14 protein-coding genes are annotated in these 15,213 nt (G+C 57.8%); 3 read left to right on the top strand and 11 right to left on the bottom strand.

What is annotated here, in order from left to right:
- Positions 1 to 6 precede the first annotated feature (6 nt).
- Both E3O56_RS12545 and E3O56_RS12540 read right to left on the bottom strand, forming a co-directional pair.
- Entirely contained in the window at positions 7 to 462 is a 456-nt protein-coding gene (locus E3O56_RS12545) for a YkvA family protein (RefSeq protein WP_248128366.1), read from the bottom strand.
- 291 nt (positions 463 to 753) lie between these two features.
- Positions 754 to 1,494 (bottom strand): FKBP-type peptidyl-prolyl cis-trans isomerase, encoded by a 741-nt coding sequence (locus E3O56_RS12540; RefSeq protein ID WP_005786709.1) that lies wholly within the window; start codon positions 1,492 to 1,494, stop codon positions 754 to 756.
- Positions 1,495 to 1,741: 247 nt separating this feature from the next.
- On the opposite strand from E3O56_RS12540, the gene E3O56_RS12535 reads away from it, so the two are divergent.
- Entirely contained in the window at positions 1,742 to 3,550 is a 1,809-nt protein-coding gene (locus E3O56_RS12535) for a di-heme-cytochrome C peroxidase (RefSeq protein ID WP_148852238.1), read from the top strand.
- Positions 3,547 to 4,713, top strand: coding sequence for a catalase family protein (locus tag E3O56_RS12530; RefSeq protein WP_223018443.1), 1,167 nt, complete (start codon positions 3,547 to 3,549; stop codon positions 4,711 to 4,713). Before E3O56_RS12535 ends, E3O56_RS12530 begins: the two co-directional genes overlap by 4 nt.
- Before the next feature lie 270 nt (positions 4,714 to 4,983).
- Here E3O56_RS12530 and E3O56_RS12525 read toward each other — a convergent pair whose 3' ends face one another.
- Entirely contained in the window at positions 4,984 to 5,175 is a 192-nt protein-coding gene (locus E3O56_RS12525; protein ID WP_050549313.1) for a hypothetical protein, read from the bottom strand.
- A 189-nt stretch (positions 5,176 to 5,364) separates the two neighbouring features.
- Between E3O56_RS12525 and E3O56_RS12520 the strand changes: the two genes are divergently transcribed.
- Complete coding sequence (locus E3O56_RS12520) at positions 5,365 to 5,940, top strand: acyl-homoserine-lactone synthase (protein WP_248128365.1); 576 nt, start codon at positions 5,365 to 5,367, stop codon at positions 5,938 to 5,940.
- On the opposite strand, the gene E3O56_RS12515 is transcribed toward E3O56_RS12520, so the two are convergent.
- From E3O56_RS12515 to E3O56_RS12480, 8 genes are all read right to left on the bottom strand, one after another.
- The gene (locus E3O56_RS12515) at positions 5,933 to 7,471 is read right to left on the bottom strand and encodes an amidase (protein ID WP_248128364.1); all 1,539 of its coding nucleotides are present in this window, start codon (positions 7,469 to 7,471) and stop codon (positions 5,933 to 5,935) included. The two genes, E3O56_RS12520 and E3O56_RS12515, sit on opposite strands and share 8 nt — an antisense overlap.
- 37 nt (positions 7,472 to 7,508) lie before the next feature.
- The gene (locus tag E3O56_RS12510; RefSeq protein WP_050549315.1) at positions 7,509 to 8,213 is read right to left on the bottom strand and encodes a LuxR family transcriptional regulator; all 705 of its coding nucleotides are present in this window, start codon (positions 8,211 to 8,213) and stop codon (positions 7,509 to 7,511) included.
- Between the two features lie 191 nt (positions 8,214 to 8,404).
- Positions 8,405 to 9,796, bottom strand: coding sequence for an aromatic ring-hydroxylating dioxygenase subunit alpha (locus tag E3O56_RS12505; protein WP_032877002.1), 1,392 nt, complete (start codon positions 9,794 to 9,796; stop codon positions 8,405 to 8,407).
- 39 nt (positions 9,797 to 9,835) lie between these two features.
- The gene (locus E3O56_RS12500; protein WP_248128363.1) at positions 9,836 to 11,824 is read right to left on the bottom strand and encodes an alpha/beta fold hydrolase; all 1,989 of its coding nucleotides are present in this window, start codon (positions 11,822 to 11,824) and stop codon (positions 9,836 to 9,838) included.
- A gap of 34 nt (positions 11,825 to 11,858) precedes the next feature.
- Positions 11,859 to 13,436, bottom strand: coding sequence for a class I adenylate-forming enzyme family protein (locus E3O56_RS12495; RefSeq protein WP_248128362.1), 1,578 nt, complete (start codon positions 13,434 to 13,436; stop codon positions 11,859 to 11,861).
- Positions 13,437 to 13,505: 69 nt separating this feature from the next.
- Positions 13,506 to 13,889 carry a Rieske (2Fe-2S) protein gene (locus E3O56_RS12490; RefSeq protein WP_050549317.1) on the bottom strand — a complete coding sequence of 128 codons (384 nt, stop codon included), beginning with the start codon at positions 13,887 to 13,889 and terminating at the stop codon, positions 13,506 to 13,508.
- Positions 13,879 to 14,121, bottom strand: coding sequence for a hypothetical protein (locus tag E3O56_RS12485; protein ID WP_032877005.1), 243 nt, complete (start codon positions 14,119 to 14,121; stop codon positions 13,879 to 13,881). The genes E3O56_RS12490 and E3O56_RS12485 overlap by 11 nt, the downstream gene beginning before the upstream one ends.
- Positions 14,122 to 14,265: 144 nt before the next feature.
- Positions 14,266 to 15,213, bottom strand: a 948-nt coding sequence (locus E3O56_RS12480; protein WP_248128361.1) for a hypothetical protein, incomplete at its 5' end; no start/stop codon positions are given.

Raw genomic sequence — 15,213 nt, 5'->3', positions numbered from 1 at the left:
GCATCATTAGTTTTTTTGTGGGTTTTCCTGGGCCAGCAGCTCAGGCGTTGCAGGGAGGCGCTCAACCACCGCGAGTTTTTCCGGGCGTTGCGCATCCCGCCAGGCGCGAAAGGCGCTCAGTTCGCCGCTCAGGGTCTTCATGACCCATGCCAGCACCGCGATGTCGTCGAACATGCCGAACATCGGGATGAAGTCCGGGATCGCGTCAATCGGGCTCAGAAAGTACATCAACCCCGCCACCACCGAGATCAACGCCTTGGGGCTGATCGCTCGGTATTCGCCGCGCCAGTAAGCCAGGCAAAGGGCTTGGAGCAATTTGAGATCATCCTTGAGCTGGCCCAGGCGATTGCCCTGGCCTGAGCCTTTGGCCGCAACGGCAAACAGCAAGGTCGGCAAACGTCCACGGCCCAGCAGACGCGCGGCCATGGGCAGAAAACGGGTGAAGTTGAAGGGTGGTTTCATCAGGCACTCCAGTTCCAGGCGAGGTAAAAGGTTATCCACACAAATTGTGGATAACCTTGTGAACAGAGCCTGTTTTATCAGCTGAAAGCCACGTTCTATAAGGCTTACAGTCAGATCGGGCGTTTTTTGCGCACATAAAAAAAACCCAAGATTTCATTGACTTGGCCTGTATGTGCGGCTACCCGTGCTCGAGTCTTACATCAGACTGCGCGCAATGCTGCGGGTTCTATCGGATTTACCCAGAAACAACAACGCCCCGTCGAGACGGGGCGTTGTGTGTTCAGGCGCCGATTACTTCTTGGCGGCTGGTGCAGCAGGTGCGTCAGCAGCTTCTGCCTTGGCTGGGTCCTTGATGCCCAGCAGTTCCAGGTCGAATACCAGCACGGAGTTGGCTGGAATCGCCGGGCTCGGGCTCTGGGCGCCGTAGGCCAGGTCGGACGGGATGTACAGCTCGACCTTCTCGCCAACGTGCATCAGTTGCAGGCCTTCGACCCAACCCGGGATCACGCCGCTGACCGGCAGGTCAATCGGGCTGCCGCGATCCACGGAGCTGTCAAAGGTGGTGCCGTTGGTGAGCTTGCCGGTGTAGTGCACAGTCACCACGTCGGTTGGCTTGGGCTGTGCGCCGTCGGCCTTCTTCACGATCTTGTACTGCAGACCGGAAGCGGTGGTGACGACGCCGTCTTTCTTGGCGTTGTCTTCGAGGAATTTCTTGCCGGCAGCTGCCGACTCTTCGCTCATTTTGGTCATGCGCTCTTCGGCACGCTTTTGCAGCGCGGCGAAGGCTTCAACCAGCTCGTCATCTTTGAGCTTCTGCTCTTTCTTGCCGACAGCATCTTCGATGCCTTGGGCTACCGCTTTGGAGTCCAGGTCATCCATGCCTTCTTGGGCAAGGCTCTTGCCCATGTTCAGGCCGATGCCGTAGGAAGCTTTTTGCGCCGGGGTTTTCAGCTCTACGCTGGTCTGCGAATCACAACCCGCAAGTACCAGGCTAACCAGGGCCACCGCCGCCGCCAACCGATGCTGTTTCATGCTATTTCCTTGTTCATGCGCCAAAAGGGCATTCGAATAAAGTCGCGAGCTTATCAGGCGGCCACGACCAATGGCTACCGGCATGTGAGCAGGAAACTTCTGATAAGTTCACGTGTTTAAAAGCATTTCCATTTATCATGGGGCACCGCGACGGATCGCGGGACCGCCTGCCAGCAGGCTCATCGCTACTTGCCGCACCTGTGGCGCAGTGGCATAACAACGCGACAATTCGACAAGGATAGTTATCTTGCGCACTTTTTCCCGTGTTTTACTCCTGATACTGATCGCCCTGGGCCTGATTCTGGCCGTGGTGCTCTATTACACCCTCAACCCCAAGCTACCGGACTACGTGCCAGTAAAGCAGGTGCACTACCAGGATCAATGGAGTGCCGCTGACCGCCAGACCTACTACTTCACGCCCCAGGGCACCCAGGTAAAGGGCCTGCACTACGATTGGTTCACGGCCCTGGAGCTGCCGTTCTCCGAGCAACGCTTTGCCGCGCCGGAGTACCTGGCGCGCTTTGGGTTTCTGGTCGACCCCAAGCAAGTGCCCACCCCGCAAAACCCTGGCAACCTGCCGGTAGGTTTTGCCCGACACCAGAACGCCGACAGCCAGGTTCAATACCTGGATATCACCTGTGCGGCCTGCCACACCGGTCAATTGCACTTCAAGGGCCAGGCCCTGCGTATCGACGGTGGCTCGGCGCAACACGTGCTGCCCTCCAGCGTACCCACCTTGCGGGGCGGCAGTTTTGGCCAAGCCCTGGTCGCCAGCCTTGCCGCTACGTATTACAACCCGTGGAAGTTCGAGCGCTTCGCCCGCAAAGTCCTGGGTGATCAGTACGATACCCAGCACAATCAGCTGCGCCAGGACTTCAAACAATCGCTGAACCAGTTCCTCAAAGTCGCCTGGAATGATACCCATCGCGGCCTCTATCCCACCGAAGAAGGCCCCGGTCGTACTGACGCCTTCGGGCGCATCGCCAATGCCAGCTTTGGCGACGCTATTTCCCCCGACAATTATCGTGTCGCCAATGCCCCAGTGGACTACCCGCAGTTGTGGGATATCTGGACATTCGACTGGGTGCAGTGGAATGGCTCGGCTCAGCAGCCCATGGCGCGCAATATCGGTGAAGCCCTTGGTGTAGGCGCAACCCTGGCCTTCTTCGACAGTGCCGGCCAACCGCTCCAGGGCGACGCTCGCTACCCGTCCAGCGTACGCGTGCGGGACCTGCACCTGATCGAAGAAACCCTGCAACGCCTCAAGCCGCCAACCTGGCCGGAGGACTTGTTCGGCGCCATCGACAAACCCCTCGCCGCCCAAGGCCGCGCACTCTTCGCCGAAAACTGTGCTGGCTGCCATATACCCGCGGTCACCGAGGAAAATGGCCGCCCGGTGCAGCAGTTGAAAATGCTGCCGGTGGACTACATCGGCACCGACCCCGGCACCGCCAGCAACATTGCCGACCAGCGTTATGACCTCAGCGCCCTGCAATGGGACCCGGCCGAACTGGCCCAACTCAATGTTGAACTACACCCTGCGCCCACCGCGCCACTGGATCTGAAAAAAATGTCCGTGGCCCAGGGGCTGGCCTACGTCACCGCCTTTGTCGAAGAACATGCCTACCGCGCTGCCGGCGTGACCCCGGCCGAGCGCCCGAGCCTGGACGGGTTCGGCCTGCCGATTGGCGTGCGCGAATTGCGTGCCTATAAAGCGCGACCACTGGCAGGCGTATGGGCTACCCCGCCGTTCCTGCACAACGGTTCGGTGCCGACGATCTACCAACTGCTTTCGCCCCAGGACGAACGCAGCACCACCTTCTATAAAGGCACGTTCAACTACGATCCACGCCATCTGGGTTTTGAAACCGCCTCGTTCAAGAATGCCTTCCTGTTCGATACCCGAATCACCGGCAATCACAACAGCGGCCACGAATTCCGCGCAGGCGCGCGGGGCAATGGCGTCATTGGCCGTGGCTTGCTGCCCCAGGAGCGCTGGGCGCTGCTCGAGTACCTCAAAGTACTGGGCGGCCCGCTGGAGCACCAACTGCCATGATTATTCGATCACAAAACAAGGAACGTTCCATGCTCGCTCGTCTCTGGTTGCGTCTCGGCGCTTTTCTCGGCAAGACCCTGTTGTGGCTGGTGGGCGTTGGGCTGTTGGGGTGGCTACTGGCGACCGTATGGTTCGCCTGGCAGCACAGTGGCCCGGTGTCAGCGGATGAACAGATCCCGCCGGGTGAAGCAGCGATGACCCAAGGCATCATCCAGACCGCCGTACGCATCGTTGACCAGCACCGCGAAGGCACTCGCTACCTGCGCGATGCCCATGCCAAGGCCCATGGTTGCGTGAAAGCCGAGGTCAGCGTTCTGGCGGATCTCGACCCGGCCTTGCGCCAGGGCGTGTTCGCAGAGCCGGGCAAGGTCTGGCAGGCGACGATGCGCCTGTCCAACGGCAACGCCTACCCGCAATTCGACAGCATCCGCGATGCCCGCGGCATGGCGATCAAGCTATTGGATGTGCCGGGCAAGCAACTGATGGCCGACCAGCAAGCCCGCACCGAGCAGGATTTCGTGATGTTCAGCCACCCGAATTTCTTTGTCAGCGATGTCGCCGAATACGCGCAGAACATCGGCGCGCAAGCGGATGGCAAGAAGGTCCTGGCGTTCTTTCCCAAGCTCGACCCGCGCAGTTGGCAAATACGTCACCTGTTTATCGCCCTGGCAACGCTGGCGCCCGCACCGGCCAGCCCGACGCAGACGACTTACTTTTCAGTGTCGCCCTACAAGTTTGGCGCGGCCAACGCCAAGTTTCGCGTCGCGCCCGACCCGCAAAGCTGCCCGGAATACGTACTGCCTAAACAGAACCAGGCCCTGCCGAACTTCCTGCGCAGCGCCCTCAATCAGCAACTGTCCACCGACCGCGTAGCGGCCTGTTTCGTGCTGCAGATCCAACGGCAGAACCCGCAAAAGTTCATGCCCATCGAAGACACCAGCATCGAATGGAAAGAAAGCGATGCGCCGTATGAAACCGTGGCCAAGGTCAGGATTCCTGCCCAGGATTTCGACACGCCGGCGCAGAACCTGGCCTGTGACAACCAGTCGTTCAACCCTTGGTTCGGTGTGGAAGCACACCGCCCCATCGGCGGCATCAACCGGTTGCGAAAGGCGGTGTATGAAGCGGTCAGCGACTACCGTCACAGCCGCAATGCGCCGTAGCGGCCGTTGCGCGTAAAGAGCGCGTAACAATGGGCCCGGCGCCGTAAGGTTTGCGTCGGGTCTATTGAAGCCAGGAAGCCGAGGCCCTAGCGTGATCGTCAACTCAAATCTACGCAGGAAATCACCGTGGAAAGCTCAACTCTCGGCATGCTCGTGCTTTCAATAATTGCAGTGTTCGGCACTGCGTCGTTTATTTTCGAACACTTGGCCGTTCGCCAGACACGCAAGAAAAAACTCAAATAACCCAGCAGTACTCGCCTGGCTTGGGAGTCAGCCGAACCTGTCCGAGGCAGACTTGCCCATACGCTCGAACTCCAACTCAAGATCATCGTCTGCAATAACCCCTGCGCAGTACAAGCGCAGCAGCATGTACAACGGAACAAGCATCCGCCCCGTCTTTTCAATTCGACTTCCTGAACTCTGGGTGACACCAAATTTCGCCCAGAAATCCGCCTGGGTCATCCCTTTTTTCGTTCGAAAAAAAATGACCTCATTCACAAACTTTGAACATCTATACATAAACGCCCAACTCCCGCTCAGAAGAAGGGGATCTTCACATACTCCTTGATATCAGGATACCTATCAACACTTATAGTTTAACGCTTATGCAATCTGCATAAAGCTATGCACTTCGAAGCCGAGGAAGCCAGCATGAAATATCTAATAGACAAACGCGAGAACATATCACCACGTCATCTGGAGGGCATGCATAAACTTCGAGCTTCAATCTTCAAGGATAAAAAAGGCTGGGATGTGTCGATAATTGCCGACATGGAGATAGATGGTTACGACGCCTTGGCCCCCACTTATATGCTGCTGATCGATGATATCAACGAAAACAAAGTGGCGGGCTGCTGGCGTATATTGCCAACCACAGGTCCCTATATGCTCAAAGACACGTTCCCCAACCTGTTGACCACTAAAAAACCTCCGCGTGCCGCCAACATCTGGGAGCTTAGCCGATTTGCCATAAGTGCCAGTGAGCGCGGCGGCTTCGGCTTTTCCAATACCGCCATGAAGGCCATTGGTCACCTCATCAGGCATGCGCACTCGCAGCACGTTGAAAAGCTCATCACCGTTACTTCCGTGGGTGTCGAAAAGATGCTGATGAAAGCGGGGCTGGAGTTGGTCAGACTAGGCCCGCCCCTGACTATCGGCGTAGAACGAGCCATCGCTGTTGAAGTTAACTTGAGCAACAAGACCCTGGACGCAGTCAATGCTATTTGATCTGAGTACTTGACGCCGCTGAAGAGTGAGGCGGGCTACGATGTCGCCAGGGCCGTGCAACTTCAAGCGAACGTGCAAGTTGCAGCAGCAAGGCCTCATTGCCCATCTTTGCGATGAACTGTGTGCCGATGGGAAGTCCTGTTTCGTTCCAGTACAGAGGCACACTCATCGCCGGTTGCCCGCTCATATTGAACGGTGTCGACCACCCCATATATTCCATGACAGTGCGCGAATGTTCTGCAAGGCGATTGCCCAGTCGCAGGGGCCAGTCCATTCCCCATTTACCTAATACTCTACGCGATAGGCGATCCTCCAACGGACTCAAGCGAAACGCTCCCACCTTCGATGCCAACTGGTTGGCTACCGGCGTCACCAGCACATCGTAGTGTTCATGAAAGGCGCTCATGATGCGCCCCTGATGAAGCGCCAACTCTCTCGCCCTGGCGAGATCGACCGCTTTGAGGATATGGCCCTGCCGGGCCAGGGCCCAGGTCCCGCTCTCGAAATCCGCGAAAGTCGCCACGCGATCAAGCATGCGCCCCGCGTTCTGCACCAGGCTCGCCATTTCCCCGCACACCAGGGTCAGCATGGCTTCGCATAATTGATCGGGGGATGCCAAGGGTGGATGGGCTTCAACCACCTCGTGCCCAAGGTCCGTCAACAGCTTCAAACTGCTTTCCAACGCGGCGCGACAGTCGGGACTCAAATCCCCACCCAGAAAAGGCTTGAAGGTGTAAGCAATGCGCAGCCTGCCAGGCGCATCGCCGATACCCGCAAGAAACGATTGAGCCGGTGCGGGCCAACGGTAAGCATCAGCATCATCACTTCCCGCAATCAGGATATCGAGCATGGCAGCACTGTCGCGCACGCTTTTTGAGACCGCGTGTTCAACTACCAGACCCTGCCATAACTCTGAAAAATGCGGCCCGCAGGGAGACCGACCACGTGTTGGCTTGAGGCCGAAAACCCCGCAATGGGAAGCGGGTAGCCGAATTGAGCCACCTCCATCGCTGCCGTGGGCAATCGGGGTCATGCCCGCCGCGACCGCTGCACAGGCACCGCCGCTGGAGCCGCCCGGCGACAGTTCCAAGTTCCAGGGGTTACGTGTGGCACCGGTTGCATCAGACTCGGTATAGGGATGCAAGCCCAACTCCGGCGTCGCGGTTTTACCGACAAAGATCAACCCCGCCTGTCGATAACGCTTGATCGTCTGCGAGTCCTCCCTGGCAACATAGTGCGCGAACAGCCGGGAGCCGTTACGTGTGGGGCAGCCCTGAATTTCCGCAAGCAGGTCCTTGACCAATAAGGGGACGCCGGACAACGGGCCGTCTGCCAATGGCACCTCGCATTGTGCCTTGGCCTCGCGCTCAAGAAGATGCACCACCGCGTTGATCGCGCCATTTCCTGCGTCGATCCGCTGAACGGCGGCGCTCACAAGCTCCAGAGGGGTTACTTCTTTAAGGCGCACCATCTCAGCCAGCGCAATGCCGTCCAACTGGTCGTATTCAGGAAAGTGGAACGCGCTGACCATAAGAACCCTTATTTGAAGGCGTTATCGATAATCCGCATCAGGGCGTGACCAGGCCGGAACGGATGCCGCTGATCACGGCATGCTGGCGTGATTCAGCATTGAACTTACGCATAAAGTTGGTGACATGGTAATTAACTGTAACTTCTGCACAGGACAGAATTCGCGAAATTTCCCAAGAGGTTTTACCGGCGGCCACCCACTTCAGACATTCCAGCTCACGAGCGGTCAACTTCGGTGGTTTTTCGACCTCCTTTTCAGCAGCACTCTGTATTTTCTGGAACGATTCGATCAGATAATCACGCATCAAGGCAAATTGTGGCAGCCCCTTGGAACGAATGACGTCGGCCGGTGACTTCTCATCCGTAATAAAGTTCAACATTCCGAACTCTCCGCGCGGCCCATGGATGGGCATACACAGCCCCGAACAAACACCACTGGCGCTCGCAGCCTCATACAATTGCTGTTCGGGCTTGTTAATAAAATTTTCCTTTGTCCAGACCAACGGCAATGAACTGTTCAAGCAATGAAACACAACAGGGTCGACTTCGTAATAGGCATTCGCGTCATAGATACTGCGCCATGACCTGGAATAATTACTGATGATGGTCGAAGAGCTGAAAGGCGTACTGATCGTGGGCTTAACCCCAAACAGCACCGAAGAAAATCCATACTCTTTCGCCAAGGCAAACAGCACTTTACTCCAGGCCTCCAGCGTCTCACACATCAGAATGTCTTCAAGCATCTTAACCTCCTTGTTATATGGGGACTATTAGTGGCCGCCCCACATTGAATGGCCACTATTCGAAGAGCAACGCTCACCTTGCCAGGCAGGTTGGATCCAATCCACTTCAAGAAGTAAGTTAACGAAAAAACATAGATTGTCAAATTAAACAAAAGTCATAATGGCGCGCATTAAGTCCCGTGACGAATGGTTCAATCGCGCCTGTCAAGATAGTGCATAAGTGTGTTATGGAAGTGCCGTATCCTGGATTCATGAAGATCGCTCAATACCAGCGGGTCATTGCTCAAGGCTTGCAGGCCCGCACGCATATTCTTGATATTGTCCATGTCCTGATCGTATACATAGCCTAACCAGTCAGGCAGTACACCGGCGTGCTCATAGGTGTCGTCCGGCCCCATTTCCACGGTCGCTGCAGGCTCGGGCCGCTGCGCGCCCTTGGGTATGTCGACCAAGTAGAAAAGATCGAAGATGCAGCTGTTATGGTCGTTTTGGTTGGGGCGAAAACGCAGCACGGGCGGCAGAGAAATGCCGCGAAAGAAGATCATATTCGGGAACAGCGAATACTGCAGTACATCGACGGCTTCAGCGTCAGACAACCCACTGACATCCCTGCCACTGGCCAACCCGTATTGCAAACGCATCACACTGGCCATGTAGCGCCTTGCTGTCATGCCGGCCTGAAGGTGAGGGGCGTAGGGGCCGCTTTTCCCATTGAGTACGTTGCGATGAAATTGATCCATGATCGCCTGTTCGGACAGCGGCTCATGATCCTCGCAGACCGACAGCCCGACCGCGTGAAAACTGCGGCTCACATGACGCTCATCGGGTCGAACATCGTATTGCAGGGTATCGCTCAGATGGGCCCATGTATGCCCGTGCGTCTCGGGGGCATGCAACCCTTCCATGAAGGACTCCATGACGTTTTTCCAGTTCGCCGGGAGTATGTGCCGGCTGTGCCCCGCAATGTACTTGCCCTCATACTGATTGATGGCCAACTCACCGGGCAGGCTCTCCATATAATCGGCCAAAGGCTCGCAGGCAGGATCCATATTGATGAAAATGAAACCGCCCCAGGTGTCTGTCTTGACCTCCAGCAAACGGCGACCCTCCCAGTCAAGGTGGGCAAAATCCCATGCCGCCGGTATGCGCTTGAGGGTGCCATCCAGGTCCCAGGCAAATCCGTGATAGGGGCAACGCAGTTCTCGCACGCTCGAATCGCCCGAGCACAGGCGCCGGCCACGGTGACGACAACTGTTGTAGTAGGCCTTGATTTCCAGTGCTTCGTTACGAACGAGGATGAAGGATAACTCGCCGATCTCGTAGAGCGTCAAATCCCCCGCCTCTGGAATTTGTTCCTCCCGCGCAGCCATCTGCCAAACTCGAGACCACATCCGATCCATTTCCAGTTGATGAAAACCGGCAGACAGATAGGCGTCGCGATCAACCTCCATCCTGTACCGGCCTGCGGGAAAATGCTCCCGCATATCGGCCGGGACACTGCTCTGATCGTCGCGTGCCAGGACCTCTTGATAATCGATGGGCATGGACAAGTCCGCGACGTGCTCGATCAATTTGCTTTTCATCTTCCCTCCTTTGATGCCGTGTGGATGAGCAGGCTGGACTTATGCATCCGCCTGGGAACCCGGCATCACCGGGCTGAGGTTCTTGATATACGCCGTCACCACCCCCAACAACCCCAGGTGGTTATACAAACCAAAATGATCCATGCCAGCGATTTCCGAATAGTCAGCACCCTCATGCAGTTCGATAAAGCGCTTTGACTCATGGGGGCTCACAGCTTCATCACAGGTGCCGGCGATGACATGGCACGGCACCCCGAGTTGCTCATCCTGCAGCGGGTACTCGCCGACTTGCAGCGCGGTAATAGCCCGGCTATAGCAATACAGCGACTCCGCGGATTCAAAGGGCAGGCTCGTCAGGTGGATAAGGTTCGGATCCGTCGCGTCGAGGATCTCGCTGGATTGGCGGCTCTGTGTCGCACTCTCGGTATTCTCACTGCCGGAGCGCGCAAAAAACGACGCGTGAAAGCGCTCTGCCTGGCTACGCGACTGTGAAATAAGCGGCAACACCTGCCGCAGGTTGCGCATGAAAGCGGTCTCCTCTTCCTCTGCGCTCACCAGGCCATACGCGCCACTGATAAGCGTCAGGCTCGCGACTTCTTTCAACTTGCGGGCGTGATAGGCGATGTAGGCCCCCGAACACCAGCCGATCAGATGTGCTTTTTCTATATTGAAGTAATCAAAAATCCGCTGCAGGTCGCCGATATGCGCCGCAACACTGACGTCAATGGTGTCGATATCATCCACGGGGCTGGGGATACCGCGGCTTTCCCAGGTAACAAAGCGGAAGTCATCTTCCAGAGCCTCCCTGAGGCGGTTGGCCAGTTCCAAAGGCATGCCGACTGCGTTGATGAAGACCACGGTTTCCTTGCGCTTGTCCGCCGAGGCATAGACATTGAGGGGCACCCGGTCTTGTGTATCGATCACGTATTGACGCAAGAGGTCAGGTTTGCGTTGGCTCAGCGCCACCACCCCACCCTTGATGTAGCCCTCGACGTCTGCAATCGTCAGCGCACAGCCGCTTCCATCGGCCCGAAGAAAGGTCTTGGTGTTGTGGATGTAGGGGTTGTAAAACACGGTTTTACGGGCCAGCAGTTTCTCGATGGCCGAGGGGTTTTCCAGCCCGCTTTCATCGATCTGCAAACCACTGAGCTCAATGGCCCGGGAAATAATATCGAGCAACACGCGCACTTCGATATTGGTCGACGACGTGGCGTGGAAGATGCCCCGCGGGCAACTCGCCAGATTGTCGTACACCCGCATGATGTCCTGGCACACCTGATCTACTGGCACCAGGTTGACCCTGGCGTGGGGCTTACCCGACAGGCGCACGGTTTGTTCAGTGTTGCGCATGGCGCGCTTGAGGCGGTTGACCTCCCTCAGGAACCCATACAGGCCAGTGGTGCTGCCACCTGCGGATTGAGTGGCCTGCGGACCGATAACAATCGACGGTCGGATAATCACCAACTCAATTCCACTGGCAGTGCACAGGCGGTCAATCAAGTGCTCGGCCGCACATTTGGTTTCTTCGTAATAGTTATTGAATTCAGTGCTCTGGTGCAGGCATTCCTCCACCTCACCCGAACCAACGCCTGCGGTATAAGCAGTCGAGATATAGAAAAACGTCTGGCAGCCCAACGCCTGTGCTGCATGGAACGCATGGGTCAGGCCGTTGATATTGTGCTCATAGATAATGTCGCGGTTCTTTTCTTCGAAATTGAGCGATGAAGCAAAGTGCAGGAAGACCGCCTGCTCCGAGGCCTGCGCCCGGGACTGAGCGATATCCATCCCCGCCAACGGCTGGGTGATATCGGCGCGCCGGGCTTTCAAGCCGGCAAAAGAGAGTCGCGCGTCAGTGGCAGGATAATGCTGGCCCGCCGAGAGCACCGCATCGCGGATACGATGTCGGCACTCATTGTCGTCGCGCCCCCTGACCAGGCAGGTCACATCGAACTCACCGGTGAGCAAATGCCGATAGATAAAATGGCTTCCCAGAAAACCAGTGCCGCCGGTCACATAGAGCTTTTTCATGTCGCCTTCCTCAAACGGTAAATGACGGGCCTGCTCAGGCCGGTTCATGGGCCTGTTGCAAAGCCATCTGGCGCAATTGATTTTTGGCAATCTTGCGCAAGCCGGCACGGGGAAAATCTTCCAGGAAAATAATTTCGCGAGGCCGCTTGAAGTCGGCCAGGCGCTCGCGGCAGGCCTGTTCGATATGCCGCCTGGCGAGCGCCTGGTCCTCACGACCGCTAGCGTTGAGCACGGCAAACAACACCGGTGTTTCCGTCAACAAGGGATCGGGGCGCGACACTACCGCCACTTCGCTGATCATGGCGCTGGCGTACGCAGCGAACTCAATCTCCGAAGCCGATACGTTTTCCCCGCCCACCTTGATGATGTCTTTCAAGCGCACATCAAAAAACAGCACGCCCTCGGTAGTCTCGAAAAAGCGGTCGCCAGTGATGTACCAACCGTCCTCTGTGAAGGCGTCGCGGGTTTCGCCAGGCTTGTTGAGATAGCCCAGAAACAGATTCTTGCCGGGTTGCGCGTTGAACTGCAGATCGGCACTGATTCGCGCATTGAACGGCCCGGCATTCGTGACGGGATCGGTCAACCGATAGCGGTAGCCACTCACTGGCTTGCCAATCGAATAATTGAGGTCCGCGCTGTGCTGCTCGCTCGTCACACTGCCAATGGCAAACAGCTCAGTCATGCCCCACCACCCTACGGTCTTCACACCGAACAGCGCCTCCACGTCGGTGTTGCGGCTGGGAAAGCCCCAAAACCTGAAGCTGTGTCGAACCGGTTTCTCCAGGGCTGCCAGGGCATGACAAACGAACGGCAGGATCGCGGCCCATGTGCATTCAAAGTGTGCCGCATCGCTCCAGAAGCGTTGGGGGTTGAACACCCGCCGCAGCACCATGGCGGCTCCCGAAAACAATGAGGTGAGCACTTGATAGGAAAAAGCCATGGTGTGGCAGAGCGGAAAAAACACCAGCGTCACATCGTTTTCGGTGACCTGCAGGTGCTCGATATTGGACTGCGCTGACCACACCAGGTGCGCGTGGGAGATGACGACGCCCTTGGGCTGGCTGGTAGTGCCCGACGTATAGAGGATCAGCGCTGGATGATCGCCTGCGACGTACGCCATGCCGACGCAGGCCCCCCGCATGGAGACGAGCTCATCGATGCCAGGAAAAACGGAGCACTCGCCGGTGTCCTCGTCCGAGGCTGCCACCACTACCAGGGAAGTATGCAGGTCGCCGGCAAACAACCCCAGGTCATTGAGTGAGGTGACGACCATCTTCGGCGCAGCATCGCTGACGATGTAGCGCATTTCTTCCTGACTGAGGCGATTACCCACTACTACAGCGGTCGCTCCGAGATAGGCGCAGGCGAATACCAGGATCAACGCATGGGCTTCGACATCGAGGCACAGCACGATTCGATCGTCACGCTTGATACCCAGCCCGGCCAAGGCCACCGCTGCGTTGCTGATAGCTTGATGAAGCTGGGCATAGGACAGCTTCGCGGCACTGCCCAGATCCGGTAAGTGCAGCGCGGTACGCTGGGCATGCCGATCGCACACCTGCGCTAATGCCAGGCATACATTTGCACCGACGCCAGGGGTCAACTGTTCCATCTCACATTCCCTTGCCATACCAAAAATAGAAGACGCACATTGCCAGCCGCGGTGCCAGGCGAAGCAGGCTCACGTACCGCACTCCGGCCTGGCCTGTGCGCGTTGCTCGATCATCACGTCGCTGTCGATCAGATGCACCTTGTAGGTCGTCAGTGCGCAGCGGGTATGCGGCCCCAACGCCTCGCCCGTCTCCAGGTCGAACCTGGCGCCGTGGTGCGGGCAAATCAGTTGGCCGCGCCGGATCAAGGCGCCGTCCATCGTCTTACCCTGATGCGGGCAGCGGTTTTCCACGGCATAGACCGCCTGCCTGGCCTGGCAAAGCAATATCGCCTGCCCTTCTACTTGAACAGCCAGCGTGCCGCCTTCCTCCAGCGCATCCCGCTTCGCGGCGAACTGACAAGCGGGCGGATGCTCTACCAACGGCGACGACGCCTTCACGACCTCACTGCTCACGTTGGGCGAACCACTGGACGATCTGGTCGATACTGCAACCGTAGAGGCCAACTGCATCCTTTTGCGCAACGGTGACCTGGCTGACACGCTCAAGCTGCGCGAACAGTGCCATCATGGTCAGCGAGTTGATTTTCAATCGAGTCTCGATCAGTGGCACATGTGGCTCGACCGTCACGGCTCGGCCCAGGGTGGCCTGCAACGCGTCCTGGACGGTCTGGCGAGTGATCTGCATCTACGCCTCCTGTGGATGCCGGCGACCCGGGCATCGGTGCGGATTGGATTTTTATATTCCCCATCTTCCTGGCGGCCATCAACCTATAAGCCTTATGGGGAGACATCTTCCCGCGCCCATGAAAAACTTACCGCACGCGGGCTTTCAGTCTTCAACTGGCCAATAGCGTTGACGGGCGAACGGATACGTGGGCAATGACAGTTTCTGTGCCTTTACCAAGCGGTAATAATCCAGCCAATCAAAGCTGACTCCGGCCTGCACAACGTCGCAGGCAAAGCGTTCCACGTCAGCGAACGTCAGCATTTCCTCGGCCAGATGCACGCAGCGCCCGGACGATGGCACGGTTACAGCCCAGGCCTGGCGGCTGACGACGAGCACTGCAACCTGGGCCGAATCAGGCCAGCCAGGGGAAGCAAGCTGGGCGGCGCCCTGCCCCTCCTGCACAAACGCGCTCAACCACTCAGGGCTAGCGTCTAGTGCCGACGATGCGCCGCACCCGAGCTGCAGACAGCGGTTGATCCAGTGGCCGTAACCCCTGTCGATCACGGCCTCGAACACCATCCCCCAGCGCACCAACTGTTGATACAGCGCCACTTCGAACGCCAGTTCGGCGCAGCGAGCCGCCGCTTCAACGGTCTGTGGCGTACTGGAGAGACGGCCCAGGCACTCTGCGTAATCATCGGCCATGCGCTGGTATCTCGGCGCCGCCAGCCATGCCTGCCGACTGGCATCGTCAAGGTGCTGCGGCTGCTCGCACAGGTAATACACCAGGCGCGGCGTGAACGTCGCCGGCGCATCCAGCACGCTGTGTGCGGCCTCTTCAAAAAACCTGTCCACGTCTATGCCTGCTTTCAACACACCAGCGAACCGCTCGCGATGTGCGCTGCGGCTGATGTTTATGGTATGCGCCAGCGCCAGACGATCAATTGGCCCGCTGTCACGGACGAAATGGGCGAACCGCAGCAGGTATTGGCGTAGTTGCTCTCGCGTTGCGGCAGACAGACAAATCGGCACGTCCACCGCTGCGTCGGTCCCGCGCACCAGAGCTGGCGCAACGGACTGCAGCACGCTGAACACATTGGTGCCGCCGAT

Source organism: Pseudomonas sp. W2Aug9 (genome assembly GCF_023127755.1).
Taxonomy (GTDB): Bacteria; Pseudomonadota; Gammaproteobacteria; order Pseudomonadales; family Pseudomonadaceae; genus Aquipseudomonas; species Aquipseudomonas synxantha_A.
This window is presented reverse-complemented; position numbering and strand designations above follow the sequence as displayed.